Annotated in this window: 24 protein-coding genes and 1 pseudogene; 7 read left to right on the top strand and 18 right to left on the bottom strand. The window is 60.2% G+C overall.

Annotated features, from left to right (window positions below; all coding sequences use genetic code 11):
* Window positions 1-12: 12 nt before the first annotated feature.
* The 4 genes from JQ604_RS26200 to JQ604_RS26185 form a co-directional block, all read right to left on the bottom strand.
* Complete coding sequence (locus tag JQ604_RS26200; RefSeq protein ID WP_212363488.1) at window positions 13-1,077, bottom strand: aldo/keto reductase; 1,065 nt, start codon at window positions 1,075-1,077, stop codon at window positions 13-15.
* Window positions 1,078-1,142: 65 nt separating this feature from the next.
* Window positions 1,143-2,129 carry a substrate-binding domain-containing protein gene (locus JQ604_RS26195; protein ID WP_212363487.1) on the bottom strand — a complete coding sequence of 329 codons (987 nt, stop codon included), beginning with the start codon at window positions 2,127-2,129 and terminating at the stop codon, window positions 1,143-1,145.
* A 92-nt stretch (window positions 2,130-2,221) separates the two neighbouring features.
* Window positions 2,222-3,205, bottom strand: coding sequence for an ABC transporter permease (locus JQ604_RS26190; protein WP_212363485.1), 984 nt, complete (start codon window positions 3,203-3,205; stop codon window positions 2,222-2,224).
* 58 nt (window positions 3,206-3,263) lie between these two features.
* Window positions 3,264-4,802: a sugar ABC transporter ATP-binding protein gene (locus JQ604_RS26185; RefSeq protein WP_212363483.1), complete on the bottom strand. Its 1,539-nt coding sequence runs from the start codon at window positions 4,800-4,802 to the stop codon at window positions 3,264-3,266.
* A gap of 176 nt (window positions 4,803-4,978) precedes the next feature.
* On the opposite strand from JQ604_RS26185, the gene JQ604_RS26180 reads away from it, so the two are divergent.
* From JQ604_RS26180 to JQ604_RS26170, 3 genes are all read left to right on the top strand, one after another.
* Window positions 4,979-5,689, top strand: coding sequence for a FadR/GntR family transcriptional regulator (locus JQ604_RS26180; protein ID WP_092083581.1), 711 nt, complete (start codon window positions 4,979-4,981; stop codon window positions 5,687-5,689).
* Window positions 5,690-5,807: 118 nt separating this feature from the next.
* On the top strand, window positions 5,808-6,194 hold the full coding sequence (locus JQ604_RS26175) for a CidA/LrgA family protein (RefSeq protein WP_212363481.1): 387 nt from the start codon (window positions 5,808-5,810) through the stop codon (window positions 6,192-6,194).
* Window positions 6,191-6,913 carry an LrgB family protein gene (locus JQ604_RS26170; protein WP_212363479.1) on the top strand — a complete coding sequence of 241 codons (723 nt, stop codon included), beginning with the start codon at window positions 6,191-6,193 and terminating at the stop codon, window positions 6,911-6,913. The genes JQ604_RS26175 and JQ604_RS26170 overlap by 4 nt, the downstream gene beginning before the upstream one ends.
* Before the next feature lie 231 nt (window positions 6,914-7,144).
* Here the strand turns inward: JQ604_RS26170 and JQ604_RS26165 are convergent, their stop codons facing one another.
* Genes JQ604_RS26165 through JQ604_RS26155 form a run of 3 tightly spaced genes read right to left on the bottom strand, consistent with a single transcriptional unit; the run spans window position 7,145 to window position 10,411 of the window.
* A complete protein-coding gene (locus JQ604_RS26165) occupies window positions 7,145-7,585 on the bottom strand; it encodes an SRPBCC family protein (RefSeq protein ID WP_212363477.1) in 441 nt (146 codons plus the stop codon).
* A 37-nt stretch (window positions 7,586-7,622) separates the two neighbouring features.
* On the bottom strand, window positions 7,623-9,179 hold the full coding sequence (locus tag JQ604_RS26160) for a 4-hydroxyphenylacetate 3-hydroxylase family protein (RefSeq protein WP_212363475.1): 1,557 nt from the start codon (window positions 9,177-9,179) through the stop codon (window positions 7,623-7,625).
* A gap of 5 nt (window positions 9,180-9,184) precedes the next feature.
* On the bottom strand, window positions 9,185-10,411 hold the full coding sequence (locus JQ604_RS26155; RefSeq protein WP_212363473.1) for an ABC transporter substrate-binding protein: 1,227 nt from the start codon (window positions 10,409-10,411) through the stop codon (window positions 9,185-9,187).
* A gap of 306 nt (window positions 10,412-10,717) precedes the next feature.
* Here JQ604_RS26155 and JQ604_RS26150 point away from each other — a divergent pair, with 306 nt between their 5' ends.
* Window positions 10,718-11,635 carry a winged helix-turn-helix transcriptional regulator gene (locus JQ604_RS26150; RefSeq protein ID WP_349631145.1) on the top strand — a complete coding sequence of 306 codons (918 nt, stop codon included), beginning with the start codon at window positions 10,718-10,720 and terminating at the stop codon, window positions 11,633-11,635.
* On the opposite strand, the gene JQ604_RS26145 is transcribed toward JQ604_RS26150, so the two are convergent.
* The 10 genes from JQ604_RS26145 to JQ604_RS26100 all read right to left on the bottom strand — a co-directional run bounded on the left by JQ604_RS26145 (window position 11,636) and on the right by JQ604_RS26100 (window position 21,582).
* A complete protein-coding gene (locus JQ604_RS26145) occupies window positions 11,636-13,177 on the bottom strand; it encodes a class I adenylate-forming enzyme family protein (RefSeq protein ID WP_212363469.1) in 1,542 nt (513 codons plus the stop codon).
* Between the two features lie 11 nt (window positions 13,178-13,188).
* Window positions 13,189-13,938 carry an SDR family NAD(P)-dependent oxidoreductase gene (locus JQ604_RS26140; RefSeq protein WP_212363468.1) on the bottom strand — a complete coding sequence of 250 codons (750 nt, stop codon included), beginning with the start codon at window positions 13,936-13,938 and terminating at the stop codon, window positions 13,189-13,191.
* Window positions 13,931-16,297 carry a xanthine dehydrogenase family protein molybdopterin-binding subunit gene (locus JQ604_RS26135; RefSeq protein WP_249158647.1) on the bottom strand — a complete coding sequence of 789 codons (2,367 nt, stop codon included), beginning with the start codon at window positions 16,295-16,297 and terminating at the stop codon, window positions 13,931-13,933. Before JQ604_RS26135 ends, JQ604_RS26140 begins: the two co-directional genes overlap by 8 nt.
* Window positions 16,298-16,325: 28 nt before the next feature.
* Window positions 16,326-17,087 (bottom strand): N-acyl homoserine lactonase family protein, encoded by a 762-nt coding sequence (locus tag JQ604_RS26130; protein ID WP_212363464.1) that lies wholly within the window; start codon window positions 17,085-17,087, stop codon window positions 16,326-16,328.
* Complete coding sequence (locus JQ604_RS26125) at window positions 17,084-17,566, bottom strand: (2Fe-2S)-binding protein (protein ID WP_212363462.1); 483 nt, start codon at window positions 17,564-17,566, stop codon at window positions 17,084-17,086. Before JQ604_RS26125 ends, JQ604_RS26130 begins: the two co-directional genes overlap by 4 nt.
* 6 nt (window positions 17,567-17,572) lie before the next feature.
* On the bottom strand, window positions 17,573-18,433 hold the full coding sequence (locus JQ604_RS26120; RefSeq protein ID WP_212363460.1) for an FAD binding domain-containing protein: 861 nt from the start codon (window positions 18,431-18,433) through the stop codon (window positions 17,573-17,575).
* Between the two features lie 39 nt (window positions 18,434-18,472).
* Window positions 18,473-19,246, bottom strand: a complete 774-nt coding sequence (locus tag JQ604_RS26115) for an enoyl-CoA hydratase-related protein (RefSeq protein WP_212363457.1) — start codon at window positions 19,244-19,246, stop codon at window positions 18,473-18,475.
* Between the two features lie 355 nt (window positions 19,247-19,601).
* A complete protein-coding gene (locus JQ604_RS26110) occupies window positions 19,602-20,198 on the bottom strand; it encodes a hypothetical protein (RefSeq protein ID WP_212363456.1) in 597 nt (198 codons plus the stop codon).
* A 90-nt stretch (window positions 20,199-20,288) separates the two neighbouring features.
* Window positions 20,289-21,461, bottom strand: coding sequence for a Fic family protein (locus tag JQ604_RS26105; protein WP_212363454.1), 1,173 nt, complete (start codon window positions 21,459-21,461; stop codon window positions 20,289-20,291).
* Window positions 21,424-21,582, bottom strand: coding sequence for a hypothetical protein (locus JQ604_RS26100; RefSeq protein ID WP_212363452.1), 159 nt, complete (start codon window positions 21,580-21,582; stop codon window positions 21,424-21,426). The genes JQ604_RS26105 and JQ604_RS26100 overlap by 38 nt, the downstream gene beginning before the upstream one ends.
* Before the next feature lie 364 nt (window positions 21,583-21,946).
* Between JQ604_RS26100 and JQ604_RS26095 the strand changes: the two are divergent.
* A pseudogene (locus JQ604_RS26095) lies at window positions 21,947-23,099 on the top strand (DUF2130 domain-containing protein).
* 223 nt (window positions 23,100-23,322) lie between these two features.
* On the opposite strand, the gene JQ604_RS26090 reads toward JQ604_RS26095, so the two are convergent.
* Window positions 23,323-23,739, bottom strand: a complete 417-nt coding sequence (locus tag JQ604_RS26090) for a hypothetical protein (protein WP_212363450.1) — start codon at window positions 23,737-23,739, stop codon at window positions 23,323-23,325.
* Between the two features lie 1,116 nt (window positions 23,740-24,855).
* Here JQ604_RS26090 and JQ604_RS26085 point away from each other — a divergent pair.
* The gene (locus JQ604_RS26085; protein WP_212363448.1) at window positions 24,856-25,110 is read left to right on the top strand and encodes a helix-turn-helix domain-containing protein; all 255 of its coding nucleotides are present in this window, start codon (window positions 24,856-24,858) and stop codon (window positions 25,108-25,110) included.
* Window positions 25,110-26,423 (top strand): type II toxin-antitoxin system HipA family toxin, encoded by a 1,314-nt coding sequence (locus JQ604_RS26080; protein WP_212363446.1) that lies wholly within the window; start codon window positions 25,110-25,112, stop codon window positions 26,421-26,423. Before JQ604_RS26085 ends, JQ604_RS26080 begins: the two co-directional genes overlap by 1 nt.
* The last annotated feature ends 214 nt before the right edge of the window (window positions 26,424-26,637 follow it).

The raw sequence follows: 26,637 nt of genomic DNA, 5'->3' as shown, positions 1-26,637 counted from the left end.
TTGTGTGGAAATTTAGTCGGACAGGGCCAGGGAGCCCTGATCCGGGAGCGGGGCTTCTTTGGGAATCAGACCTTCGCTCTTGAGGTCCATCCAGAACGCCTGAGGAATTGGCGCCGATATCGAGGCGACGTTCTGCTCCACATGTGCCGTTGTGAGCGCGCCTTGAACCACCGATGTCACGGCCGGATGCGCATAGACGAACTGGGAAGCCGCATTGGCGAGCGCGACGTTGTGACGTTCGCAGACAGCTTCCAGCGCCTTCACGCGCTGTACGATCGCTTCGGACGCCGTCTGGTAGTCATAGGTCCGCGTCAAGGCGTTACCCCGACTGCCCTCCGCCAGGATCCCCGAATTGTAGACCCCGCCCGCGATGATGCCGATGCTGCGACGTTGGGCCTCGGGAAAGAAGTCAGTCAGTGGCGCATGATTGAGGAGCGTGTACCGCCCTGCCACAAGCGAGCAGTCGAGATCGAACTCGGCTGCCACTTCAAGCACCGAAGCCGTCTCGTTAACACCGAGACCGATCGCCTTGACCGCTCCCGAGCGACGGAGTTCGTCGCACGCGCGGTATCCGCTCTCGCGGAGTTGCGACAGATAAAGTGGATACTTCTCCTGGTGCCAGACTCCGCTCACATCGTGCAGGAAAAGAATGTCGATGCGGTCGAGACCGAGGCGCTGCTGGCTGTCCTCGAAGGACCGCATGATGCCATCGTAACTGTAATCGTATTCGTCGACGAAGGGCAGCGGATCGACCCAATTGATCCCGTAGAGACTTTCCGCGCGCTTCGAACGGCTTGCCGGCTTCAACAGCCGGCCCGCTTTGGTGCTTACCACGACCTCCGGACGAAGACCGTGAACACGAAGGACATGGCCGAGGAAATGCTCCGACTTTCCGAGACCATAGAGCGGAGCAACATCGAAATAGCGTACGCCCTGCTCGTAGGCCTTCAGGATCACCGCCTCGAAGGTCTCGAAGCTAACCGGAACACCGCACCCGCCCAAAGGTGATGTTCCCAGCCCAAGCGAAGTCAAATTCAGACGCCCGTTCGGAAGCGCCCTCTTCTGCAGAGCCACCATATCCAGATATCCCTGTTTAAGCATCAGTGCGCACGCGGCTGTTCACCGCGTGCGCACGATTGGAGTCACATGTATTTTGCGACGTTCGAGGAATCCAAGAGAAGCCAGGGAACGACGTAGTCCTTCTGCGCCCCGCCTTTCCACTCCATCAGAGACTCCCAGATTTCGGACCGGGGCTTGTAGCTGTCTCCCTTGACGGCACGTAAGGCGAGATCGACCGCGCCCTGCCCCTCAGCACGGGCGTACTTGTAGAGCGTTATGGTCATTTCGCCTTTCTGAACGGCACGCTTTCCATCCGGAATGCCATCGATCGCAAGCACCGGAACGGACTTGAAGTCGACCTTTGCGCTCTTCATGGCCTCGATCGCGCCCAGCGCCATCTCGTCATTTTCGGCGAGTACGGCATTGATCTGCCCCGGATGCGCGAGCAACCAATTCTCCATGAGCGACTGCCCCTCGGCACGGCTCCAGTTGCCCGACTTGCTGGCAATCAACTTGAGCTTCGGGAACTTGGCCAAGCCGGCATCGATGCCAGCCTTGCGCTCGATCTGCGCCGACTGACCGATCGGACCTTCCATGAGCACCACGTTCCCACCATTCGGAAGCAGCTTGCCGAGTTGCTCCCCGATGATACGCCCTCCTTCAGTGTCGTTGACGATGATCGACGCGGTGTAGTTCTTCGACGCTGTTTTCAGAGCCGACACGATCACCGGAATGCGAGCGGCAATGGCCTTGTCGATCGCGGGGGTCGACGCCTGAAGATCGAACGGCGACATAATGATGGCATCGAACTTTTGGGTAATGGCCGTATCGATCTGGTTAGCTTGGACGAGAGGATCGTACTTGCCGTCAAAGATCGTGACTGCGACAGAACCGTCCTTAACTGCCGGATGGCTCTGAATCTCGCTGGACCAGGCCTTCATGTATTCGCCGGATTCTCCGAACGATAGGGCGGCGATCCGTGTCTTGCTTTGAGCAAAGGCCGTACTGGTCGAAAGAATGATTGCAGCAGCGGCGAAACCCGCCATCGTCGATCTACGCGTAAACTTCATTGTCTCCTCCGATTGATATAGTCAGTCACCTAGTCCGCCCATTGCTGGGCGTTACAGCCGTTTCCCATCGTCTGTAATGGTTTTCGCAGGGGTCACTTGCGAAATTGGTCAAGCATCACGGCGACGACAATGATCGCGCCCTTGAGAAGCTGCTGGTAGTAGGAAGACACGCCCATCAGATCCATGCCGTTGTTGATGGTTCCAATGATGAGTGCGCCGAACAACGTCCCGACCAGCGAACCGCGTCCTCCTGCGAGGCTAGTCCCGCCGATCACCACGGCCGCAATCGCGTCGAGTTCGTAACCGATGCCCGCCTGTGGAAGTGCGGCGGTAGTGCGAGACGTCAGCACCAGACCGGCGAGTCCGGCAAGAAGTCCGGAGATCACGTAGGTGGATGCAATGACGGTCCGAGTCGAGATGCCGCTCGTCTTGGCCGCCTTGTCGTTCCCTCCTACGGCGTAAACGTAGCGTCCGAAGGTGGTGTAAGAGAGCACCACCCAGCCGGTCGCGAACACAAGAAAGAGGATCAAGACCGGTACGGGGACGCCCGCCACGCTGCCGCCGCCGATCCAACGAAACGACTCGGAGAGATTCGGAACAGGGCGCCCATCAGAGAAGATGAGGGTCAAGCCGCGAGCCATGCTCAGCATTCCGAGCGTGGCGACGAAAGGCGGGACATTGAAGGTCGTCACGATGACGCCGTTCAGCAAGCCCAACAGCGCGCCCGTCCCGAGTCCCGCCAGAACCGCCCAAAGCACGAAGTGCTGGTTGGTCGAAGTCACGAGGCTGGCAGCGATCATGCCCGCGAGGGCCATCACTGAGCCGACGGAAAGGTCAATGCCCCTTGTCAGAATGACGAACGTCACTCCGATCGCCAAAACGCCGTTGATCGAGGATTGCCGCAGCAGGTTCACCCAGTTCAGCCATGTCATGAAGTACTCGTTGGCCACGGCGAAGAACGCCGAAATCACCACGAACACGATGACGATGCTGAACGACTTCAGGTATGGTCCTATAGCAGCGATACTTTTGGATCGGGCACCCGTCGCGACGTTGCTTATTACGTTGGCCACCATATCCACTCCTTGCTTCGACCGCATGCGCACGCGAGTTCTTGAAAAACCTTCGATCCGCTCAACTGGCGAGATCTGTAAGCATTTGCTGGGTTGTCTCGTGCCCGTCGACGACGTGATCGAGTCGTCCCTGCCGGAACACCGCAATTCGATCGCTGATTTGGAGTATCTCCGGCGCTTCGGATGAGACGACGAGCACCCCATTGCCCTTCGCCGCGAACTCGCGGAGAAAAGCGTAGATCTCCTGCTTTGAGCCCTCGTCGATTCCACGTGTTGGCTCGTCGCATATCAGCAAACGCGGATTGGTCAGGAGACAGCGTGCGAAAACCACCTTCTGCTGGTTTCCGCCGCTAAGCGTCTCTACAGCAACGTTTGGAGATGCCGCCTTGATCCGATGTAACTTCATCATCCGATCGGTCGCAGCCGCCTCCGCTTTGCGACGGACAAATCCGCTGACGGCGCGAAGCGTTAGCGATGACAAGGCAATGTTGTGTGCGATAGACGCGCAAAGAACGAGGCCGGTATCCTTCCGATCCTCGGAAACCATAGCCATGCCTTGTCGGATGCACTTCTTGGGATTACCCGGATCCACCCTTTTCCCATCGAGGAAGACGTCGCCGGCGGTCGGCGCGTGGATGCCGAATATCGTTTCCAAGAATTCGGTCCGACCCGAGCCAAGCAAACCGTAGATGCCCAGGACTTCTCCTGCAGCGACGGTCACAGAGATGTTCTTGAAGTGAGATCCGCGCGACAAGGAGCGCACTTCGAGCAGGATTGGCGCGCCTTCGTTGGGCCTTCCCTTTTCGACCGTCTTGATCTCGTGCCCGACGATCTGTGTAACGAGGTGATTGCGATCGATCGAGGAGATTGCACCGCTTTCGATGAACCGACCGTCGCGGAAAACCGTGTATTCGTCCGCGATCTCGAAAATCTCGGTCAATTTGTGCGAGACGTAGATGATCGCGGATCCGCGTGCTTTTATCCGCTTCAGCGCATTGAAGAGGATATGCACCTCGTGCTCGCCGATGGCCGAGGTGGGCTCGTCCATAATGACGATGTCCGCACGGTGGCTAAGTGCCTTCGCTATCTCGACGAGTTGGATCTGGGCCAGGCTCAAGTCCCGCATGCGGGCGCCGACGGGAACATCGAACTCAAGGTCATCCAGAAGCCGTTTTGCGGCCCGCCGCATCTTCGGGAAGTCCACCACAAGGCCGCCGATCTTCGGCTCTCTTCCCAAGTAGATGTTCTCGGCCACGGTCATCTCGGGAACCGGAGACAATTCCTGAGTGATGATGGTCACGCCATGCCGCAAAGCATCCGCGGCACTCCTGAAATCGACAGCCACCCCGTCGATGCGAATGCTGCCTTCGTCGCGGTGCAACAAGCCCATCACGATGTTCAGGAAGGTCGACTTTCCGGCGCCGTTACCGCCGCAGAGCGCGTGGACGGTTCCGCGCTTGAGGACAAGCCGACCGTCGCGAAGGGCTGGAACGCCGTTGAAAGACTTCGCGACACCGTCCGCTACCAGCAGAGGCTGGTCGTGCAGCCCAATGGCAGCGTCATCGCGGACTTCCGGCTCTGCCCCGGACAACGAAAGCATTGATTTCCTCCAGCGGACGTCTTGGCGTCTGCGCCGAGATATGAGGTCATACCTTATACCTGTTGTCAACAGAGATCATACCTCCTACCTTGTGGATGTTCGTTGGTTTGATCTGGTCGCGCGGCGGCTTATGTGATCGCAATGCGACGGCGGAAAATGAGAGCTGCGAGCGACCGATGGAGCAGATGGAGAACAAGAAGCTACCCACGCGTGTCGAAGTCGCGCTGAATTACATCACCGGTGAAATTGCCAAGGGCAATTTGAATCCAGGTGACAAGCTACCCAACGAGAAGGAGCTTGCAGAAAAGCTCGGCATCAGCCGCACTCCGATCCGCGAGGCCATGAAGACCCTTGCGGTCTCAGGACTGATCGAGACGCGGCATGGGCACGGCAACTACATCCGCAAGGACGAAGGCACTGCCGTGATGCCGCTGATGATGTTCCAACTCTATCTCCAGGATTCTTCACCTGAAATGCTGATGGAGCTCCGGTACATTTTCGATCGAAACTGCGCAGAGCTGGCTTCGATCAGGCGCACCGATCGTGATCTGGCAATTATGCGCGAAAGCATCGACCGCCTGAAGGCTCTCTCGGAGGATCCCAACTCGCCAATCGAGAAGCTGCTGGAGGCCGACCTTGATTTTCATCGCGCGGTCTATGCGGCAGCGGGCAACAAACTCATCGTTGTGATCGCTGACTTCGTTCTGAACATGGTCGCTCCTTGGGTTCGCAAATCGCTGGAGGTCAGTGGGCGCTATCGCGCCGTTGGGCTGCACGAGAAGATGTACGCAATGATCCGCGATCAGAAGACAGGTTTGCTCAGCCGAGAAAGCGTCGAGGCGAACATGGAGCACTTCATGTCGTCTCTGAAGATTCCGGCAGCGTAGCTTCCAGCGGCGTCAGGTTGCGCTTCGGCTCGGTAAGAGCGCCCTCTAACGATTTGTCGCTCCGCAAGGCGACCGCGCAGACTCCGTCGCGGCGTCTGTCACGCAACGGACATTTCTCATGATCGCGAGCCTGAGCTTGATTCTGCTCTGCCAGCTGGCCGGCGAAGCGATCGTGCGCGGCCTTAACCTACCGATGCCAGGACCGGTGCTCGGCCTGTCATTCTTGCTGCTTCTTCTCTTGACGCGCGATCGCTACGTTGCGCTCCGTCGAGGCCCTTTGCACAACGATGCCGTCGAGAGCACGGGCCGCGGCTTGCTCGCCCATCTATCTCTGTTATTTATTCCTGCGGGCGTCGGTGTTGTGCAGAGGCTCGACCTGGTTGTCGAACATGGTGTCGGAATCCTGCTGACGCTGGCTGCGTCCGTGGTCGTCACTTTGCTCGTGACCGTCGCCACATTCCTCGCAGTCAGCCGCCTGCTCGCGAGAAACCAGACAACGCAATGAACGGAAACTCATCCTCTCTTTGGGTTTATCTCTCGCAGTCGCCTCTCCTCTGGCTGACCGTAACGCTCTCTGTCTATGCCATCGCAGATGCCGTCTCGCTTGCGACGCATCGCCATCCGCTGGCAAATCCGGTCCTTCACTCAATCTGGATCATCGGCGGATTCCTGCTCATCACGAACACTTCTTACACCACGTACTTTTCCGGCGCGCAGTTTGTGCACTTCCTGCTCGGTCCAGCTACAGTGGCACTCGCGGTACCACTGTATGACAACCGCAAACGCGTCGTAGCTGCGATCGTGCCGATGCTGATCTCACTGGTCGCCGGCTCAATCACAGCCATCGTCTCCGTCGTTCTGTTCGCCCGGGCCTTTGGTCTGCCACAGGCAGTCATCCTCTCGCTGGCGCCGAAATCGGTCACTGCAGGCGTAGCCATGGGTATCAGCGAATCCCTGCGTGGCGATGCATCTCTAACAGCGGTTTCAGTCGTCCTCACCGGCATAATGGGTGCCATCATTGTCACTCCGCTTATGAATCGGATAGCCATCACTGATTTCCGCGCTCGCGGTTTCGCGGTCGGCATCGCTGCGCACGGCATCGGCACAGCACGCGCGTTTCAAGTCGACGAAGTGGCCGGCGTTTTTTCTGGCATTGCCATGGGCCTGAATGCGCTTGTAACGTCGTTGTTGGTGCCGCTCGCGGTAACATTGCTGCTGCACTGATGTACCGATGCCGTCGCGTATCGACGTGCCGCTTGAAGCGAAGGCGGCAGGAGAACTGATACGGTCTCGATGGATAGACGTTGGCGTCCTCGCCGCATTGCGCCTTACGCAATGCCGCTGGCGCGGAGGCATGCTTTGTCGCCATCCAAGATTCCCCTACGCAGAGAACATTCGGGTGGCAAGTCATGGTAAACTAGGGTTGCTCAGGCGAATTGGACGAGCGGTCGTGAATTAAAGTGACCGCGCGAAACTGATAAAGAACTCATCTGCCAGTTTCTTCGCCGTGCCGTTGACAAGTCGCTGCCCCAGTTGCGCCAGCTTTCCGCCGATTTGCGCCTCGACCTGATACGTCAAAAGGGTGCCATTGTCTCGCTCGAGAAGCCTGACTTTTGCGCCGCCCCTTGCGAAGCCCGCGACACCGCCCTCGCCTTCTCCCGCGATATTGTAGCTGTTCGGCGGGTCGAGGTCGGTGAGAGCGACCTTGCCTCTAAACCGCGCCGAAACAGGCCCCACCTTTATCTTTGCGACGGCGCGAAATCCTTGACGGTCGATCTCCTCCAGTTGCTCGCATCCGGGAATACAGGCTTTCAGAACCGCGGGGTCGTTCAGTTTGGCCCAAACGACCTCCCTCGGGGCGGCGAGCTGGATCTCGCCCGTCATTGTCATAGCCATTGTCGTCTCCAAAAAACTCGAGCTGAACCAGCGCGCCTCAATCGCGAACGGGCGCGAATACCCGGGCCATGTAACTCGATAGATCGTCCTCGATCTTCGCCCGCGATGTCGATGAAATGCCGGCAAGCGCCTTGGCCAACTCTTTTTTGAAGTCGATCTGCATCGACCGCGCGATCTGGATCCGTTGCGCCTGCGGCGAACCCGCCCCATGCATTGATTCCGTCAGATATCCGACCGCGTTCCTGCCCAACGTCATGTTCTCGACGAGGCGCAGAACACGGATCCTGTCCTCCGTCGCAACTTCCGGCCGGCCTTTCAGATATTTTTCGATCAGGGGACCGATCGTCTCATGGCGCAGCTCGCGTTCCGACGGCAAGGTCACCATCAGTCCGCCCGCGAGATCCTGCGCCAGCCGGCCGATCTCGTAGGGCAAGCGCGTGACGTGGTGCTTGCAGACGTTCGCAAGCATCTCGTCCGGTAGGTACGCCCCCGAGTTCATCGCGATCCCCTGGTGGCTCGCGGCGATGCCCGCGCCGTAGATGGTTTCGTTCAGATGGGTCATCTCGACCAGCTTGTCGCGGATATGGGAGGCGCGCTCGACTCCGTTATAGTCTGCGATCGTCGCCGCTGCGCCGATCAGAACGTCTCCGACGCCGGTCTTGCAGACGTAGCTGCGCCGATGATAGCAGGTGAAGCGTTCGACCAGCGCAGATGCAAATTCCACCTCGCCGTCCATGAAGACGTGCTCGGCCGGGATGAACACATCCTCGAAGACGATCATGGCTTCCTGGCCGGCGAACCGCGCATTGCCCGCGTCGATGTCGCCCTCTTCGGCGCTGCGGGCATCGCAGGATTGCCGGCCATAGATGTAGGTGATGCCCTCAGCATCAACAGGGAGCGCGCCGACGATGGCGTAGTCCTTGTCGTCCAGGTCCAGCCTCATCGTCGGCATAACGATGAGCCAATGCGAGTTCAAGCAACCTGTCTGATGCGCCTTAGCCCCGCTGATAAAGACGCCCTCCGACGTACGCCGCGTGACATGCACGAAGAGATCGGGATCCGCTTGCTGCGACGGTGATTTGCCGCGATCACCCTTCACGTCGGTCATCGCGCCGCCGATCACAAGATTGGAGCGTTGGACCCGCACGAGAAAGTCCTTGAACCGATCATGGTAGCCCGTGCCGTACTTCCGGTCCAGATCATGGGTCACGGAGTGCAGCGCGTTCAACGCGTCCATGCCGACGCAGCGCTGAAAGCAAGTGCCCGTCAACTGCCCGAGCCTGCGCTGCATCTTGTTCTGCATGACCAGGTCTGCGGGGCTGGTCGCGATATGCAGAAAGCGGTTGATGCGCTCGCCGGTCAATGGCGATGTCGCCGACGCCAACTCGGGGTTGTCGTTGGCGAGATCGTAGGTTTCCGCGACGGCGTTGATCGAGGGCCGGATGATCGGATGATCGACCGGCTCAGCAACCGTTTCGCCCATCAGATAGACCTTGAGCTTGCGGCCCCTCAGGCTTGCGACATAATCGGCGCCGCTGCGGATCGGCTCCCGAGCAAGTGTGGCGAGACCCTCGATAGCGGCGTCCTGATCCATCTAGGTTACCCCTTCTTGACCTGCGGGCAGAGGCTGTCCTTGAGCGGACGGAACGCCTGCTCGCCCGGGATCACTTCGCGCAGCTTGTAGAAATCCCATTCGCCCTTGGACTCCGACGGCTGCTTCACTTCGTACACATACATGTCGTGCACCATGCGCCCGTCCTCGCGGATACGACCGTTCTTGGCGAAGAAGTCGTTGATCGGCATTTCGCGCATCTTGCTCATGACGGCCTTGGCTTCGTCGGTGCCCGCAGCTTCGATCGCCTTGAGATAGTGCATGGTCGACGAATAGTCGCCGGCATCGCCCATGTGCGGCATCCGCTTCATGCGTTCATAGAAGCGCTTGGACCATGCACGCGTCTCGTCGTCGCGATCCCAATAGAAGGCATTCGTCAGTACGAGCCCCTGTGCCGTCCGCAGGCCGAGGCTCTTGATATCGGTGATCCACACGAGCAATCCGGCCAGCGTCTGGCCGCCCTTCGTGATCCCGAACTCCTGTGCCGACTTGATCGAGTTGACGAGGACATTGCCTGAACCTGCGAGGCCGATGACTTGGGCTTTTGACGACTGCGCCTGGAGCAGAAATGATGATTGATCGAAGGCCTCGACCGGGTATCGCGTCGATCCGACCACCTCGCCACCCAGGCTCTTCACGACCGAAGTCGTATCTGCTTCCAGCGCATGTCCAAAGGCATAGTCCGCCGTCAGGAAGTACCAACTCTTCTGACCTGCCTTCATCAGCGCGCTGCCGGTGCCGCGGGCGAGCGCGTAGGTGTCGTAGGCATAGTGAACGCTGTTGGGCGTGCAGGCATCATTGGTGAGGCGCGATGAACCGGAGCCGTTGATGATGGCGATGCGGTTCTTCTGCTGCGCAAGCTGGGAGACGGTGAGCGCGATCGAGGAATTGATCAAATTTGCGACCATGTCGACATGATCGACGTCGAACCATTTGCGGGCGAGGCCCGAGGCGGTGTCAGGCTTGTTCTGGTGATCGGCCACCAGCACCTCGATCGGCTTGCCCAGCAACTTGCCGCCGAAATCCTCGACTGCCATCTTCACTGCCGTTACGGACCCCTCACCGGATTCGTGAGAGAACTGGCCGGACATGTCGGTCAGCACGCCGATCTTCACGGCATCGTCGGAAACCGCAGCCGTCTGCGCGGCGACATTGCTCCCCAAGACAACCGCCGCTGCGGCTGCGATCAAGATTGTCTGCACTCCAGCCTTCATGATGCTCCTCCCTTGAAAATCAGCCGCGGTGCGATCCGCAATATTACATGCATAACTAGACTTTGTTACATGCGTAACTAGACTGATTTTTTGTGAGAGTCAATCGCGCCGATGTGTTAAACGGACCGAGCTTGTGAAGCGGCCCTTGAATGGTGACTGCGAATACGGATTGCCCGAGACATGCCAGCCACCGCCAAGGCCCCGTCCACGAAACCATCGGTACGATCGACGGCGAAGGCGCCCAAGAGCCAGGCCAGCGTTACCAGGCGCGAACGAAACTGTTCTGTCGCGCGCACGTTGGATATCGTGTCCGACGCCTGGGCTTTCCTGATCATCCGCGAGGCGTTCTTCGGCACGCAGACTTTCGAGGCGTTCCGTGCCGCACTCGGCATTCCCAGGGCGACACTGACCGATCGTCTGCGGAAACTCACGCAGCTCGCGATCTTCCGGCAGGTCGCGCCCGGCACGTCGCTGCGCAAGGAATATCGTCTGACCAAAATGGGCTTCGATCTCTATCCGAGCTTCATCGCGTTGATGCAATTCGGCGATCGCTGGCTCGCAGGCGGCAAGCCCGCGCCACTGACACTGGTCCATATCGGCTGCGGTTGCGACAGCCACCCGATCGTCGCGTGCTCGCATTGTGGCGAAAGCGTCAACGCGCGCGATGCCAAATACCGCGACGGGCCGGGCGCCGGGCGCCACCCCGCCAAGGCCGGCCGCAACACAAGGAGGGCCTCCGACGGCAACCGCTTTCAGCTCGGCCGTCCAAGCTCGGTGTCGCGCGCACTCGAGATCATTGGCGACAAATGGAGCTTCATGGTCGTGCGCGAGGGCTTCTTCGGCAATCGTCGCTACGACAAGATCCTGACCGAACTCGAGATCGCGCCTAATATCCTGACCGACCGCCTCAACCGTCTCGTCACCAGCGGCGTGTTGCGCCGTCGGCAATACCAGAGCTCGCCCGATCGCTATGAGTATCTTCTCACCGACATGGGGCGCGACCTCTACGGGCCCTTCATCACCATGCTGCAGTGGGGCGATCGTTGGCTCTCCAAGGGCAAGCCGCCCCTGCTGCTCACCCACCTCACCTGCGGGCATGATTTCCATGCGTCGGTGAATTGCGACCGCTGCAAGCAGCCCATCGTCGCCGCCGACATGCGCTACAGGCTGACCTACGATCCCAAGGCGTTTGGTGCCCTGGGCCCGCGTTCCGTCGATTCATAGTCAAGCTTGGCTCAATCCCTCGACCAGCCTGAAGCGCATGATCTTCCCCGAGCCGGTGCGCGGGATCTCGGCGACAAGATGGGTCGCTTCAGGGATCTTGTAGGATGAGAGATGGGCCCTGCAGTGGTCCATCAGCGACGCGACATCCAGCTCATTGGCCTTGGCCACGACAAAGAGGCACGGCACTTCGCCGAGTGTGGCGTGACTGATGCCGACAACGGCACAATCGGTCACTTGCGGATGCCGCACCACGACCTCCTCGATCTCGGCCGGCGCGATGTTCTGGCCGCCGCGGATGATCAGTTCCTTGATCCGGCCGGTGATCGTCAGGTAGCCGCTTGTGTCCGATTTCGCGAGATCGCCGGTATGATACCAGCCCTTTCGCAGGGCAGACGCAGTCTCCGCCGGCTTATTGTGATAGCCGTGCATCAGGTTCGGCCCCCGCACGATCAGCTCGCCTTCCGCGCCGATCGGGACATCCTCAAGCGAGGATGGATCGACGATGCGTGCGGCAAGGCCAGGCACCGGCAATCCGCACGATCCCATCGGCCGCGCGCCGTGCAGCCAGTTCATCGTGACCATCGTGGACGTCTCGGTGATGCCGTATCCGTCCAGCAGTCGTGTCTTGAACTGCTCCTCGAACGCATTGTTCAGGGTGGCCGGCATGATGGCGCCGGCGGAGATGCACAGACGGACCGAGCCGAGGCGTTCGATGCGGGCTTCCTGCGCGCGATGCAGAAGATAATGAAACATCGTCGGCACGCCAGGCAGGATCGAATACTTGCCCGTCTGCAACAGATCGAGCGCCTGCTGCGGCGAAAACTTCTCCATGATGTGCTCGCTCGCACCGACCGCGAGCACGCTGAGCACCGACAAATTGAGGCCGTAGGAGTGAAACAGCGGCAGCGGTGACAGAACGACATCCTTGTCGGTCAGCTCGCAGATCGGCGCCCAGCATGCCGCCGCGATCCACAGCATGCCGCGCAACGACAGTAGCACGCCTTTCGCCCGGCCCGTCGTGCCGGACGTGTAGATGATGAAGGACGAGCGATCGATATCGTCAGGATCGAGTGGAGTTGCGCCGCTCTCTACCGAAAGATCCGCCAGCGCGATGCCGGCCCGAGCCGCATCCGCGCCGGCAAAGATCACCGTCGGCGCAATTCCGGCATCACTGCAGATCTTCGCGATCAGGTCCTTCTTCGCCGGAGCCGTGATGACCAGGCTGCAGCCGGCATCGGTCAGACGATAGCTGATCTCACCTTCCGCGGCATCGAAGCTGATAGGCACTACGACCGCCCCGGCACGCAATGCCGCGAAGCAGGCTTCGATCCAGTCGACGCCATTGGGCAGATAGATCGCAACCTCGTCGCCCTCCCGAAGACCGGCCTTCGCCAGGTTCGCGGCGACCGCAGCGGTACGCTTCGCAAGCTCCGTGTACGTGACGGATCGCGACGAATCCCAATAGGCAACCTGCTCGGGCCGCTGTTTCGCATGACGATCAAGGAGCGTTGCGATCGGAGCGATCAGATCAACGTGCAGCATCGTCGTATCTCCTAGACCATACTGTACCCGCCGTTGACGCTAATGACCTGCCCCGTGATCCAGCTGCCCGCATCGGAGGCCAGCAGGGCGACCAACGGTGCAACGTCGGACGGCAAGCCCAGCCTGCGGATCGCATAGGCCTTGACCAGCTTGTCGCGGTTGGCATCGACCCAGGTCTTGTCGTGGGCAGTTTCGATGAGGCCGAGCGAGATCGAATTCGCTGTCACGCCAGAGCGGCCCCATTCGCGGGCCAGCGATTTCATCAGCGCGATGGTGCCGGCGCGCGCGGCCGCACCGAGCGCAAGGCCGGATTCGCCGACCCTCGAGGAGTCCCCCATGATCGATATGATGCGGCCATGGCCGGACGCTTCGAGCAACGGCCCGGCGCTGTGGGAACAATTCAGCGCACCGTACAGGCAGGTGTCGATTTGCTTCTTCCAGTCCTCGGGCGTGCTTTCGCTGAAGCGCTTGCGAAACACCAGCCCGGCGTTGTTGACGAGGATATCGAGCCCGCCGAAATCGTGCTTGATGCCGGCGACCATTTTCCGAACGACGTCGGCGTCCGAAATGTCGGCCTGATAGGCCCTCGCCTTGCCGCCGCCCTTCTCGATCTCGGTGACTACCGCCTCGGCCTCGGACTTCGAGCTGTGATAGTTGACCGCAACGCTGGCGCCGTGATCCGCCAGCAGCTTCGCGATCGCCGCGCCCACATCCCGTCCGCCGCCGGTCACAAGGGCAACACGTCCTTTGAGATCACTCATCTGCTTTTCCTCTCGCGTTGAATCTGGCCTGCTCCATGAGCCTGAAGATGCGCTCCGGAGTCATCGGAAGAATGGACACGTCGACGCCGAGCGGCGACAGCGCGTCGGCGATCGCATTGGCAATGGCGGCCGGCGCGCCGATCGTGCCGCCCTCGCCCATGCCGCGGAATCCGCCGGCCACCGCCGATTCGCTTTCGATGTGGATGACGTCCATGGCCGGCACTTCGGGCGCGGAAGGGATCACGTAGTCGACGAGGCTCGCGCTCAGGAGCTGGCCGTCATCGTCATAGATGAGCTCCTCGAACAGCGCCGCACCGATGCCTTGCGCGACGCCGCCATGGACCTGGCCGTCGACGATCATCGGATTGATGATCCTCCCGCAATCCTCGGCGACCACATATTTCAGGATCTTGACGAAGCAGGTCGCGGGATCGACTTCCACCACAGCGATATGGGTGGCTGCGGCAGTCGTCCCATTGATCGGGTCGTAGGTGTATGTCGCCGTCAGTTCCTCGCGCGCCTCGACGGGCAGCGTCTTCATGTCGGAATAAACAGCCTTGGCGACCTGCTTGAAGGTCACCGCGCGGTCAGTGCCGATGACCGCAGCCTTGCCGTCGGAAACCTCGATGTCATCCTGGTTGGCCTCCAGGAGATGAGACGCGACCCGCTTGATCTTGTCCTGGAGGATGCGCGAGGCATGCTTGGCAGCACCGCCGCCCAGTACCGCGCTACGGCTCGCATAGGTCCCGGTCGACATCGGAACCTCGTCGCTGTCCCCCTGGATCACGCGGACATCCTCGAAGCGGGCACCGAGATCATCGGCCACGATCTGCGCCAGCGTCGTCTCAAGCCCTTGTCCATGAGAGGCGACACCAAAGGCCGCCGTAACACCACCGGTCGAATCGATGTTGATCTTCGCCGTCTCCGAGCCGGTGTTGATCGGCATTCCCGGTGCGACGGCGATCCGCGAGCCGATGCCGGTCAACTCCGCGTAGGAGGCGATCCCGATGCCAAATAGACGTCCCTGCTTGCGCGCGGCCGCTTGCTGGACCCGAAGGTGTTCGTAACCAGCAGCCTCAGCAGCGGCATCGAGGCACTCGACGAAACCTGTCTTGTCCCAGATGATTCCGGACGCGATCCGGTACGGAAATTCCTCGGCCCGCACCAGGTTGCGGCGCCTGATTTCCAGCGGATCGAGGCCGAGCGCCTTGCCGCCAAGATCCATCAGGCGCTCGGCGACAAAGGTCGAGATCGGCCGGCCAACGCCGCGGTAGGGACCGGTCGGTGGCTTGCAGGTGGCGACGCCGCGGACGGCGCCCCGATACGACGCGATCTTGTAGGGTCCCGGAAGGAAGCTGACGACCTGGACCGGCTCCAGCCCACAGGTCCAGGGATAGATCGAATAGGCCCCGACGTCGCCGATCACATCCGCTTGCAGTGAGGTCGCGACGCCGTTGGCGTCAAATCCCATCTCGGCATCGACGATCTCGGCGAAGGCCTGGCTCGAGCTGCTCACATCTTCCAGACGATCAGCCGTCCACTTCAGCGAGCGGCCAAGCTTGCGCGCCGCGATGCAGATCAGGAGCTCTTCCGGATAGAGCGACCCCTTCGATCCAAAGCTGCCACCGACATCGGGCGCCACAACGCGCAACCGATGACCTGGAAGATCAAGTGATTCCGAAATCGCGTCGCGGACGATGCCGGGAATGTTCGACGACGTATAGAGCGTGATCGCGTCTCGCCGCTTGTCGTACTCGGCCGTATAGCTCCGCGGCTCCATCGCAAGTGGTGCCTTGCGGGTCATCTCAAACCGGCCGCCGACCCTGACCGCAGCGGCCTTAAGATCGGCAGCCACGTCGCCTTTCTTGAACTCGCGCGCGATGAGGACATTGGTGCCTGCCTCTTCGTGCAGCAGCGCCGCGTCGCCTGCGACGGCGAGCTCCGCACGCGCGAGCGCGCCAAGCGGCTCGTAGTCGACCTCGATTAACTCGAGCGCATCCTCCGCAAGATATCGTGAGGTCGCTATGATGGCAGCAACGGCCTCGCCGACATAGCGAACCTTACCGGTGGCCAGAGGCACGATTGGCGTCGCGTAATAGTTCGGCATCCGCGAGAATGGAATCACCGGCTTGAAGTCACCGGTGATACACTCCGCGGTGAACACCGCAACCACACCGGGCGACGTCTGGGCAGCAGCGGTATCGATCCGAGCGATCCGCGCATGCGGCTGTCCACTGCGAAGGAACGCAATGTGAAGCGGCCGGTCCGGCTTCCGGTCGGCACTGTATTCGCCGCGCCCGGTCAAGAGCCGCGGGTCTTCAGTACGCTTGATCGGCGCGCCGACATTCCGCGGTCGCATAACGTCTGATGGCTCAGCGCGCCTGTCATTACTCATAGCCGTCGCTTCCCTTGCGTAGGCCCCGCCACTGCTGGTCGTCATGGCCACAGATCACCGCAGCACCGGCGTTCTCCATCCGCCGAACTTCAGCGAACGTCTTCAATTGCTCATCGACGTTCCAGGTGTTGCGCGGCGCGGTATCGGCATCAAGATTCTGACGCAGGCTGACCGCGTCAGACGCCAGCAGGAATTGTCCGTCGCGATTGAGACTGACCAGCGCACCGAGCGTGCCCGGCGTATGGCCCGGCAGCGGCACCAGCACGACGCTGCCGTCACCGAAAAGATCCCTCTCCCCGTTCACCGCCTCGATTGGCTGCCCAGTGTCCCAATCCGCGCGGAGATAACCGGCCGCTTCAGCACCCGGCGCCTTCGCGGCATCGATCTCCTTGGCATGGGCCAGGATCGTCGCCTTCCGGAACAACTGATTGCAGCCGCAATGATCGGGGTGAAAATGAGAATTCACGACGATATCGATATCACCGGGCTCAATTCCGACGCAGGCGAGGCTTGGCAGCAGCGTTTCACTCGCGCGCATCAGCGGCGTCATGACCTTCGCAAGCGTCCCCCAGCGCGCTTCGGCGTCATGCACCACCGAAGGGTGACAGCCGGTATCGAACAGCACGTTGCCCTGCTTGTGCCGGATCAGGGCACTGCTCACCGGAAGGTCGATCATTTCACTGCGGTCGGCGCCGGACACGTAGATGCTCTTCTTCATCCGCAGGCGCCCGGCGGGGAGGAAATTGAGTTTCATGTCACGGCCTCCGCGCGCTTGGCCGCCGCAGCTCTGATCGCCGCGACAATGTTCTGGTATCCAGTGCAGCGGCAGAGATTGCCGGACAGCCCCTCCCTGATCTCATCGTCGGTCGCGAGCGGATATTTCCGGAGCAGATCTTCGCCTGTGATCAGCATGCCGGGCGTGCAGAAGCCGCATTGAAGCCCGTGGTGCTCACGAAACTCGGCCTGCAGCGTATTCAGTGCCACCGGCGTCCCAAGTCCCTCCACCGTCGTAATCTCGGCGCCGTTGGCTTGAACGGCGAGCATCAGGCAAGAACGGACGCTATCGCCATTCACGAGCACGGTGCATGCGCCGCAGACGCCATGCTCACATCCGACATGAGTGCCCGTCAGTCCGAGCGTTTCACGCAGGAAGTCAGACAACAGGAGCCGCGGCTCCACGTCCGATACGTCGTACTTCGTTCCGTTGACGGTCACCGATACTGTCACGCTCATCGCCGATCACCCTTTCGTGGCCAGGGCCGTCTGCATGGCTCGTCTGGCCAACCGCCCGAGCAAATGGTGGCGGTATTCGGCCGAGGCATGCAGATCGCCATTTGCAGACACGCAGGACGTGACAAGCCCGGAAAATCGGTCCGGCGTCTGGTTGTCGATGGCGATATCGCGGAGCTTGGCCTCGACCTCTTTCAGCCGGAGCGGCGTATCGGCCACGCCCATCACGGCAACGCGCACGTCCTCGATGGTAGAAGCCCTGCGCCGGACAGAGACAGCAATACTGGCCAGCGCGAAATCACCGAAACGGCGAGCGACCTCCTCGAAGGCCCACCCGTCGTGTTGCAGGATCGGGAATTCGATCTCCACCACGATCTCTTCGGGCTCCAGGCAATTCGTCAACGCGTCGACGAAGAAATCCTCGGCAGCGACCGTCCTCCGGCCGGATGGTCCCTGAACCAACAGGCTCGCGCCGTAAAACAGTGACAGCATCGGCAACTCGGCCGCCGGATCTGCGTGGGACAGGCTGCCACCGATAGTGCCGCGATTGCGGATCGCCAGATGAGCCACGTAACGCATCGCCGCGGCCATCACAGGCAGCTTCGATCCAATCAGCGGCGATTGCTCGATCTCGCGATGCCGCGTCAATGCGCCGATCGCGACGCGATCGCCTCTCAGCTCGATGAACGACAGGTCCTTGATGCCATTGAGGTCGACCAGCACCGCAGGCCGCGTCATCCGAAAATTCAAAAGAGGTAGCAGGCTCTGCCCACCGGCGAGAACCTTGCCCTCGCCATTGGCCGCGCGCAGAGCTTCGACTGCGGCGTCCACCGTCGCTGGCGCAACATATTCAAACTTGGCAGGCTTCATCGCATTTGCCCTCCAAGACTGTTTCCGTGTTTGCCATCGCTACTCGCCACGAAACCGCGGAGCTCTCTTCTCCGCAAACGCGCGTCGACCTTCCCTGAAATCCGCGCTATCGGATGCAACATCGACGAGTTGCTGCGCCACGGCCAAATCGAGCCCGCCGGCGCCCATCGAAAGCCCGTTCAGCATGTACTTCGCACCGCCGATCGAAAGTGGCGCATTGTCCGCCAGCCGCTTCAGGAAGCGTTCAGCGGCGAGCGGCGCATCGTCGTGGATCTCGTCGATCAATCCCATCGACATCGCCTGTTCGGCCGAATAGCGATCCGCGGAGTAAAGGACGCGCTTGGCGTTTGCGATGCCGGTCAGGACCAACAATCGTTGCACGCTCCGAACGCCATAAACGATGGAGAGCTTTGCCGACGGAATTCCGATTGTTGCGGTTCGATCGCCGAAGCGAAAGTCGCATGCCAATGCAAGATGACAACCGCCTCCAAGGCAATAGCCGGAAATGACTGCAACAACCGGCTTTCCCAACGCCGCTATCGCGCCGGAACAGGCATCGACAGCGACCTCGTAGTCGGCGGCCTGTCGCTTATCGTCCCGTATACTGTCGAACTCGGAGATATCGGCGCCGACGGAAAAGTCCTTGCCCTCGCCCGCCAGCACGACCGCCCGAACGTCCCGGTCGCTCGCGAAGTGTGAGAAGATGTCGGCGAGTTCACGCCACATCGCCAGCGTGACGGCGTTCCTCGCCGAGGGCCGGTTCAATGCGACGCGCGCTATGCCGTCCCTTTTCGCGACGATTATATCTTTCACGAGGGCCTCTCCTCCCGAACAGCTCAGACCTTGGGCCGAACGCTTTTTGTTACTTGCATAAGTAGACTGATCTTTTAGGCGAAGTCAAGGTGGGCCACGCCGGCCGTTTTGCGCCGCGATGGCTTTCATTCGTCTCGCCGCGGGCTTTCGATTCATGGCGGCTCTGAATAAGACCATTATTCGTCCGCTCACGAGCGGTCTCCATGTTCAGTGAAACCATGGACAGTACTGGCTTGGGTGAGCAGCGAAAGCTCGCCCCTCGCACTTCTGCCTACCCGAATCTAGAATCGACGCTGATCTGGCGGTAACGAACGCCTATAGGAATCCGCGTCCGCTGTGCCGGATCGTACGCCCTTCAACACACTCTGGGATAGGTGGTACTGGTCGATGCAGCCTCTTGAAATGGGGCGGCAGTCTGCGCAGTAGCTCGTTCGAGATAAGGGCGAAGGGCGACAACGAGCTGGCTCACCAGCTTCTTCTGCTCAGCCTCAATTTCCGCTTTCTTTGCTCCCGGTGCGAGATTGAATTGAACCGGGCCAGCCTTGTGTCTTAGGTCAAAAGGCAGGGCATCCCGATTGCCGTAGTGCGTATTTTGCACCATCAAAATCGCCTTGCTTCCCAGTGCGTGATGGGCATGGCCATATTCGATGGCAACGTTTGAATTCATGAGCCGCTTGGAGCCGTCATCCGATGCACCAACAAGCGTGACATCGGCCACAAAGACAACAGAACGCTCGATCTTCTCGAAAATGGTCGGAGCAAGATCAGGACTGCCCGGTACACCCTGCCGATCTTGATCCAAATGAAGTCCTTCACGGGTTTCGGCGGCCGTGGGCTCCTCCACATCAGGAGCCTGCTTGAGCGCGTCGATGGCAAGCGATAGGGCGGCGCGCACAAAATGGCGCCCAGTCTTGCCGGGTGTGTCGGACTGCCAGGACCAAAACACTTTCATGTAAACTCCAGCCGCCACTGGCCGCCCGAGCTCGATGCTCCGCTATGACCTTCGGGTTATGAGCTTGACAAGTTACGCGCGCTATCCCTGTCACGCTTCACGTGGCTGGTAGAGTCGCGGAAACCAGCGCTCGACGGCGTCTGGCGGGAACGCCAGCCGCACAGGACTGCGAGTTGTGGGCGAAGCCAAGTAGCCTTTCGAAATAAGTTCGTTGAGGACAGTGCGCGCTTGTCGTTCGCCATAGCCGGTGATGTCGGCAGCATCCCCTCGTTTGAACTCTCCTTGCATGACGGCCAACTTCAGAATAGGCCAAGAGCTTTTCAGCAGGCGTTTTGCACCGATCTCTTCCTTCGTCCATATTTCCATTCGGTTCATCAGTTCAGACGGCTCTAAAAGCTGTCCCATGAAGTCGACTTGGTCGACACAGGTCGAAAGGAAGTACCGACAGAAATCCACCAGCCCTGCCTCAGTAAGGTTACCGCGGCCGTCAAGATCGCCACGCCTTGGTTCATCGGCGCCTTGAAGGGTGGCCTTATAGCTAGCGACAGAGCGAGCCAGTCCCCGGGACACCGACCATAGTTCCGAACCGACGCCCAATTCGCGCAATAGCGCATGTGAGAACAGCCGCGCGACACGGCCGTTACCGTCGAGGAAGGGGTGGATCCACGCCAGTCGATGATGTGAAGCAGCGACGCCGACGATGCGATCGATTTTCGAGAGATGGTTTGAACTGTAGGCTTCGCAAAAACGTTTCAAGAAGGCCGGCAGCACGTCTGGATCGGGCGGAACGTGCATTCCTTCCTGGACATGCCGCGCGCGCAGTTCTCCCGGCGCCATCTTCACGCGCTTCTTGGTCTGCGGATTTTCCACCCACCACATATCTTCGGGGACGCGGCTGTAGAACTCGCGGTGAATCCATCGGATGAAATCTGTGGAGAGGACGCCGCCAGACCCCTCCCCCCGGTCGATCATCGATTGGACTTCGATATGCGCCTTCGCTTCGAGCTGGAGATTCCGTTTCTCAGGCTCTTTCGCGAAATCGTCTTTCAGCGCGCGATCAATATCGATCAGTGTGGTATTGTGGTTTTCGATGAGGTTTGAGTAGTAGCAGTTCATCGAGCGTACGAGATCGCCGATCGAGCTCCGCAAAGCTGGGCTTAGCCTTGCCGCCAGCCCGCTGGCCTTCGCGACCAGGTCGGTTGCAAGATCCGTTAGCTCCTTGTTTTCACCGGGAACCAAGGGCTCCATTCTGGTGACAGTCATTTTTGCCGCCTTCTCTGCCAGTCAATTCCTCAATAAGATTAAGCTCATAGGGCCAGCCAAGCCAACGGTCTTTGCCGCTTTTTTTGCCGCTTTCGCGGCCCAAAATTTCGCCCTTGATCATGTTTTGTTCTCATCTAGAATACATTCCTAAGATGTACGGCTTGCGGAGCTGCGGTCGTACGTCGGCTCGTCGACGATACGGATTCCGTGGAAAACCCACGGGCCAAGTCGATATCGAAGACGGAGATGTGGACATCGAAAGCGGCGACATCGCCATCGCGCGCGGATGATGTTGAATCCAGCCGCACTGATGACAGGGGAAGTTCATGAGTTTTAAAGCAACCGCCGCCGGCGCTTTGCATGAGCCGACCCTGCATTGTCCCAACTGCAATCACGAGATCCGGCTGACGGAGTCGCTGGCCGCTCCCCTCCTCGCTGAGACCCGTCAGCGCTTTCAACAGCAGCTCGCCAGCAAAGATGCCGAGATGGAGCGTAAGACCGAGGTGCTGCGGCTGGAGCGCGAGCAGGTCGTCAAGGATCGTGAGCAAATCGAAAGCCAGGTGGCAAAGCGATTGGCCGCCGAACGCGTCCAGCTGGTCGCGGCCGAAAGCAAGAAGGCGCGGGAGGCGGCCACGGCCGAGTTGCAGGCGAAAGAGGCGGAAGCCGCGGAGCTGCGCGCCACCCTGCTTACCAACAATGTGAAGCTTGCCGAGGCCCAAAAGCAGCAGGCCGAACTGATGCGGCAGCAGCGGGCGCTCGAAGAGGAAAAGCGCGAGCTCGACCTGACGATAGAAAAGCGCGTGCAAGCCTCTGTTAGCGAAATCCAGATCAAGGCCAGGCAGGAAGCTGACGAGGCTGCGCGATTGCGTGTTGCCGAGAAAGACCAGACCATCGAATCGATGACGCGCACGATCGAGGAACTCAAGCGCAAGGCAGAACAGGGATCACAGCAATCTCAAGGGGAGGTTCTTGAGCTCGAGCTCGAAGAACTTCTGCGCGCGCTTTCCGAGCGATTCGATCGAGCCGGTTGGCAAGGGTGAGCTCGGGGCCGACGTTGTTCAACAGGTGAATGGCGCCATTGGCCAACCTGCCGGCATCATCCTTTGGGAAACCAAGCGCACCAAGGCATGGAGTGACGGGTGGCTTGCCAAATTGCGTGACGACCAGCGTCGTTCCGGCGCCAACGTCGCTCTGATCATCTCCCATGCGCTACCAAAACACGTGGAGCAATTTGACCTGGTCGACGGTGTATGGGTGGCTCATCCGCGTTGTGCATTGCCGGTCGCCGTGGCGCTCCGTCAGGGACTAATCGATGTGAGCAGCTCGCGCCTTGTTCAGCAGGGTCAGCAGACCAAGATGGAGCAGGTTTATCACTACCTGACCGGCACGAAGTTTCGGCAGCGGGTCGAAGCTGTCGTTGAGAAATTCACCGATATGCGCGACGACCTGGACAAGGAACGCAAGTTCATGGGCCGACAATGGGCCAAGCGTGAAACCCAGATCCTCGCCGTGGTGGACTCGACGGTTGGCATGGTGGGCGACCTGCAGGCGATCGCCGGCAAGGCAATGCCAGAGATTCCGAGCCTCGATATGCCGCTGCTTGAGAACGTCGCCGCCCCTGAACGGAAAGTGGGATAATTGGCCGATGCTGATGGCGAACTCGGGTCGGCCACCATGCGCGACCAAGGTTTGTGCCTTTGCCTGGATGGATCGCCGGGTCGCGACAACACCCTCGTTCTTAGCTGTTCTCAATCAACTAGTCGTCGCCGGGCAGCACTTGATTGCTCCAGCGAGCGGTCTTCCATTCCATGTCGGCGCGATCGAAAACCGAGGCTGCTCGTCGGGCCCCAACCGATGTTTCCTACGACGCGCTCGCCCGTCTTTGCCGTACCGACTCGCGCCGGTGCCGCTTTCGCTCCCGCTTGCGCCGGACTGGCATTATCGAAGGCATCGGAGTCAGAGTCGTGGCCGGTGTCGGCTCCTCGACCGAGGGTACCGGAGGCGGCTCCATCGCTAGGACTGGCGCGGGCTGCGCCTCCATATTCTCAAGAACCGAGCGCCCCTTGTCAGTGATGCACCAGCCGCCGTTCAGCCGCTCGACGAGACCTTGAGAGAAGATATCCAGGCCGGGCACGCGGGCTGCCAGTCTTTTGGTGCGTTCGGCCCAGTCCCGTCCGCTGGTCGCCAGGATCGCCACATCGCGCTTGAGGTCCGCCATCGCTGCGAACCCGTCCGGATAGCTGACCAACACCTTGAGAACCGTCACCTGGAAGTTCACTGCCCCGCGCCCTACCCTGCTTCCGCGAACTTACTCCTCGACATCTTAGGAGCCCAGGTGAGCGGTTGTCGACTCTCGCCGTTCAGCCAGGGGTTGCGGTATCAAGGTGCGCCTCATCAATAGTCGGCGGCTTGGGCGATATGAACATCCTGCCTGCTTCTTCTTTCCAAGCGGCCGCCCTCGCCGGATCCGTTTCGTCGAAAGGAACTCGACGTACCAATCTTTGAAGGCGACGTTCGCTGGTTTCGCCGACGCCGGTCGGATGTTCGTAGACGCGCAATGCGCATTCGTGGAGTGCATCCCCTCGGTCAGTTGGCACTTGCGGTCATTTACTCTGGGTTGCATCGTAATCACAAGCCAACCATTTCGACGAGACGCGGTTCTCCCCGACTAAGCGAAACCGTACGTTCCGTCCTTCGCCCCAGGCCGCATCTGCGGTGAAAAAAGCCGCGATGCGCCGCAGGCGCATCGCCAGACAAGAAGAAGCGTGTCAGACGAAGCGCAGCGGAGTGAACCCGCGGACGCCGAGACCGGTTAAGAGGGCACCCGGATCCAGGAGGCTGGTGATACCGGCGCCGGCGCTTGCCGGCGGCCCCTGGCCCGAGTGCCCCCGGCGAGGCGTTCCTTGTGCCTCGCGAGGGATCGTTACCCAAGGGCCGAGACGCAGACTCGGCGAACGCAGTTCGTAGAGCCCGGTCCGCACAGCGGACGCGCCCTGTCGGCGCGCTAGCTTAGCCAGTACCTGCTCATCCCCCCAGTTGTTCTGTTCCTCGATCGGCTTCTCCTAGATGATCCATTGGGAACAGCGCCAAAGGGCGCAACAGGCATCGTGAAGCGTTTGCCTGCTCGTGACAGTCCGCGTCGCGCGAGGCGGTGTGTCCGGGCAAGGTCCGCTTTCGCGCGGTGGCTCGGCAAGAGTGAGCCTGACGGGTCCGCCTGCTTGGGATTTAGCGCCCGATATCTGGAACATTTGCAGAAATACCATCTTCCGGGGGCCGGAATCCGCGATCGCGTATATTTTTGATTTACACGCGTTCCCGTATATTTAAAAACTATACGGGAATGCGTATATTGACATTATATACGCGACTGCGTATATTGGCCGCGGAGCCAAACATGACGCAGCATATTGCCCGAACGGAAAAGCAGCTGGGAGCCATCCTGCGCAGAGTTCGGAAGCAAGCCGGCCTGTCACAGTCGGAGCTTGGGAAAAACATCCATCTGCGTCAGGGGACAGTATCCCGGCTCGAAGGAGGGGCACCGGCCATTCAGCTCCGCACGCTCATGGAAGCGTTGGCCGCCCTCAATCTTGAGCTCGTGGTCCGCCGGCGGAGCCAAGCCACTGCCGCCGACATCGAGGACATCTTCTGATGGCCCGTCCGAGAGCCCATCCGCCGCTGAACGTCTTCGTGAACGGGCGCCTCGCCGGGGTGCTCAACCGTGAGTCCAGCGGCGCCATCGACTTTCGCTACGATGCGCAATGGCTGGCCTGGAATTCGACCTTCCCGATTTCACTCTCCCTACCCCTTCGCGAGGACCGCTATATCGGCGCCCCCGTTATCAACGTGTTCGACAACTTGCTGCCGGACAGCGAACCAATACGACGGCGCGTCGCCGAGCGTGTTGGGGCAAACGGTACAGACGCATACAGCATGCTCACGGCTATCGGTCACGATTGTGTCGGCGCACTCCAATTCCTGCCGGAAGGCACCGACCCGGGACCGGCCGGAACGATTGATGGCAAACTCGTTAGCAACGACGACGTCGCCAATCTCATTCAGAACCTCGCAATGGCTCCGCTCGGCCTTGATGAGGACGACGACTTTCGGATTTCCATCGCCGGTGCGCAGGAAAAGACGGCTCTGCTGCGCCGGGACGGCAAATGGTACAAGCCGACCGGCACCACGGCGACGACGCACATTCTGAAGCCGCAAATCGGACGTCTGCCAAACGGCGTCGATCTCTCAAACAGCGTTGAGAACGAATATTTCTGTCTCAAGCTGATCTCAGCGCTTGGCGTGCCTGCGGCCCATGCCGAGATCGCGGACTTCGGCGGCCGCCGGACACTCGTTGTCGAGCGCTTTGATCGCCGCTGGACCGGCGACCAGCGCTTGCTTCGCCTCCCCCAGGAAGATTGTTGTCAGGCATTGTCCGTTCCGCCGACGAAAAGATATCAGTCCGACGGCGGCCCCGGCATGAAGGAGATTCTAGAATTACTCAAAGGCAGCGATGCACCGATTGAGGATCTTGCGACATTCATGCGCGCCGGTATCGTATTCTGGCTGATCGGCGCGACCGATGCTCATGCCAAGAACTTCAGCTTGTTTCTAAATCCCGGTGGGCGTTTCCGTCTCACGCCGCTCTACGACGTGCTCAGCGCACAACCCAGTCTGGACGCGAAGCAAATTCAATCCAAGGCATTCAAGCTCGCCATGTCCGTCGGCAAGAGCCGCCACTACACGATGAATGAAATCTTGCCGCGCCACTTCATACAGACCGCTGAGATTTCAGGCGTCGGCACCACCGTCGTGCGCTCCATCTTCAATGATCTCACGGAAACGTTCGAAACAACGTTTGCAGAGGTGCTGGAGGCACTACCCAAGGGTTTCCCAAAGAAACTAACGAATTCGATCCGAACCGCTGCGGTTCACCGCCTGGAGCTTATCAGTAGAGACGGAAAATAATTTTGATCGAATCGATCCGCGCTAATTGGCCGCTCCCAGCTTTTCATCAACTGATTCGACTATCGACGAATGATGTGTAACGTCACCGTCCGCCGCGATCGTGGTGAGCTGTGCGAAGCCGCCACATGGCAGAGCTCGCCGATCGTCAGTTGCCGAGTGACACGCGCGTCATGCGGCACACCTTCCGATGGCTCGCAGAGCCATCCTTGCGAAC

The sequence above is a fragment of the Bradyrhizobium jicamae genome (assembly GCF_018130695.1).
Taxonomy (GTDB): Bacteria; Pseudomonadota; Alphaproteobacteria; order Rhizobiales; family Xanthobacteraceae; genus Bradyrhizobium; species Bradyrhizobium jicamae_B.
The sequence above is the reverse complement of the archived record's forward strand: the minus strand, read 5'-3'. Positions and strand labels throughout refer to the sequence as shown.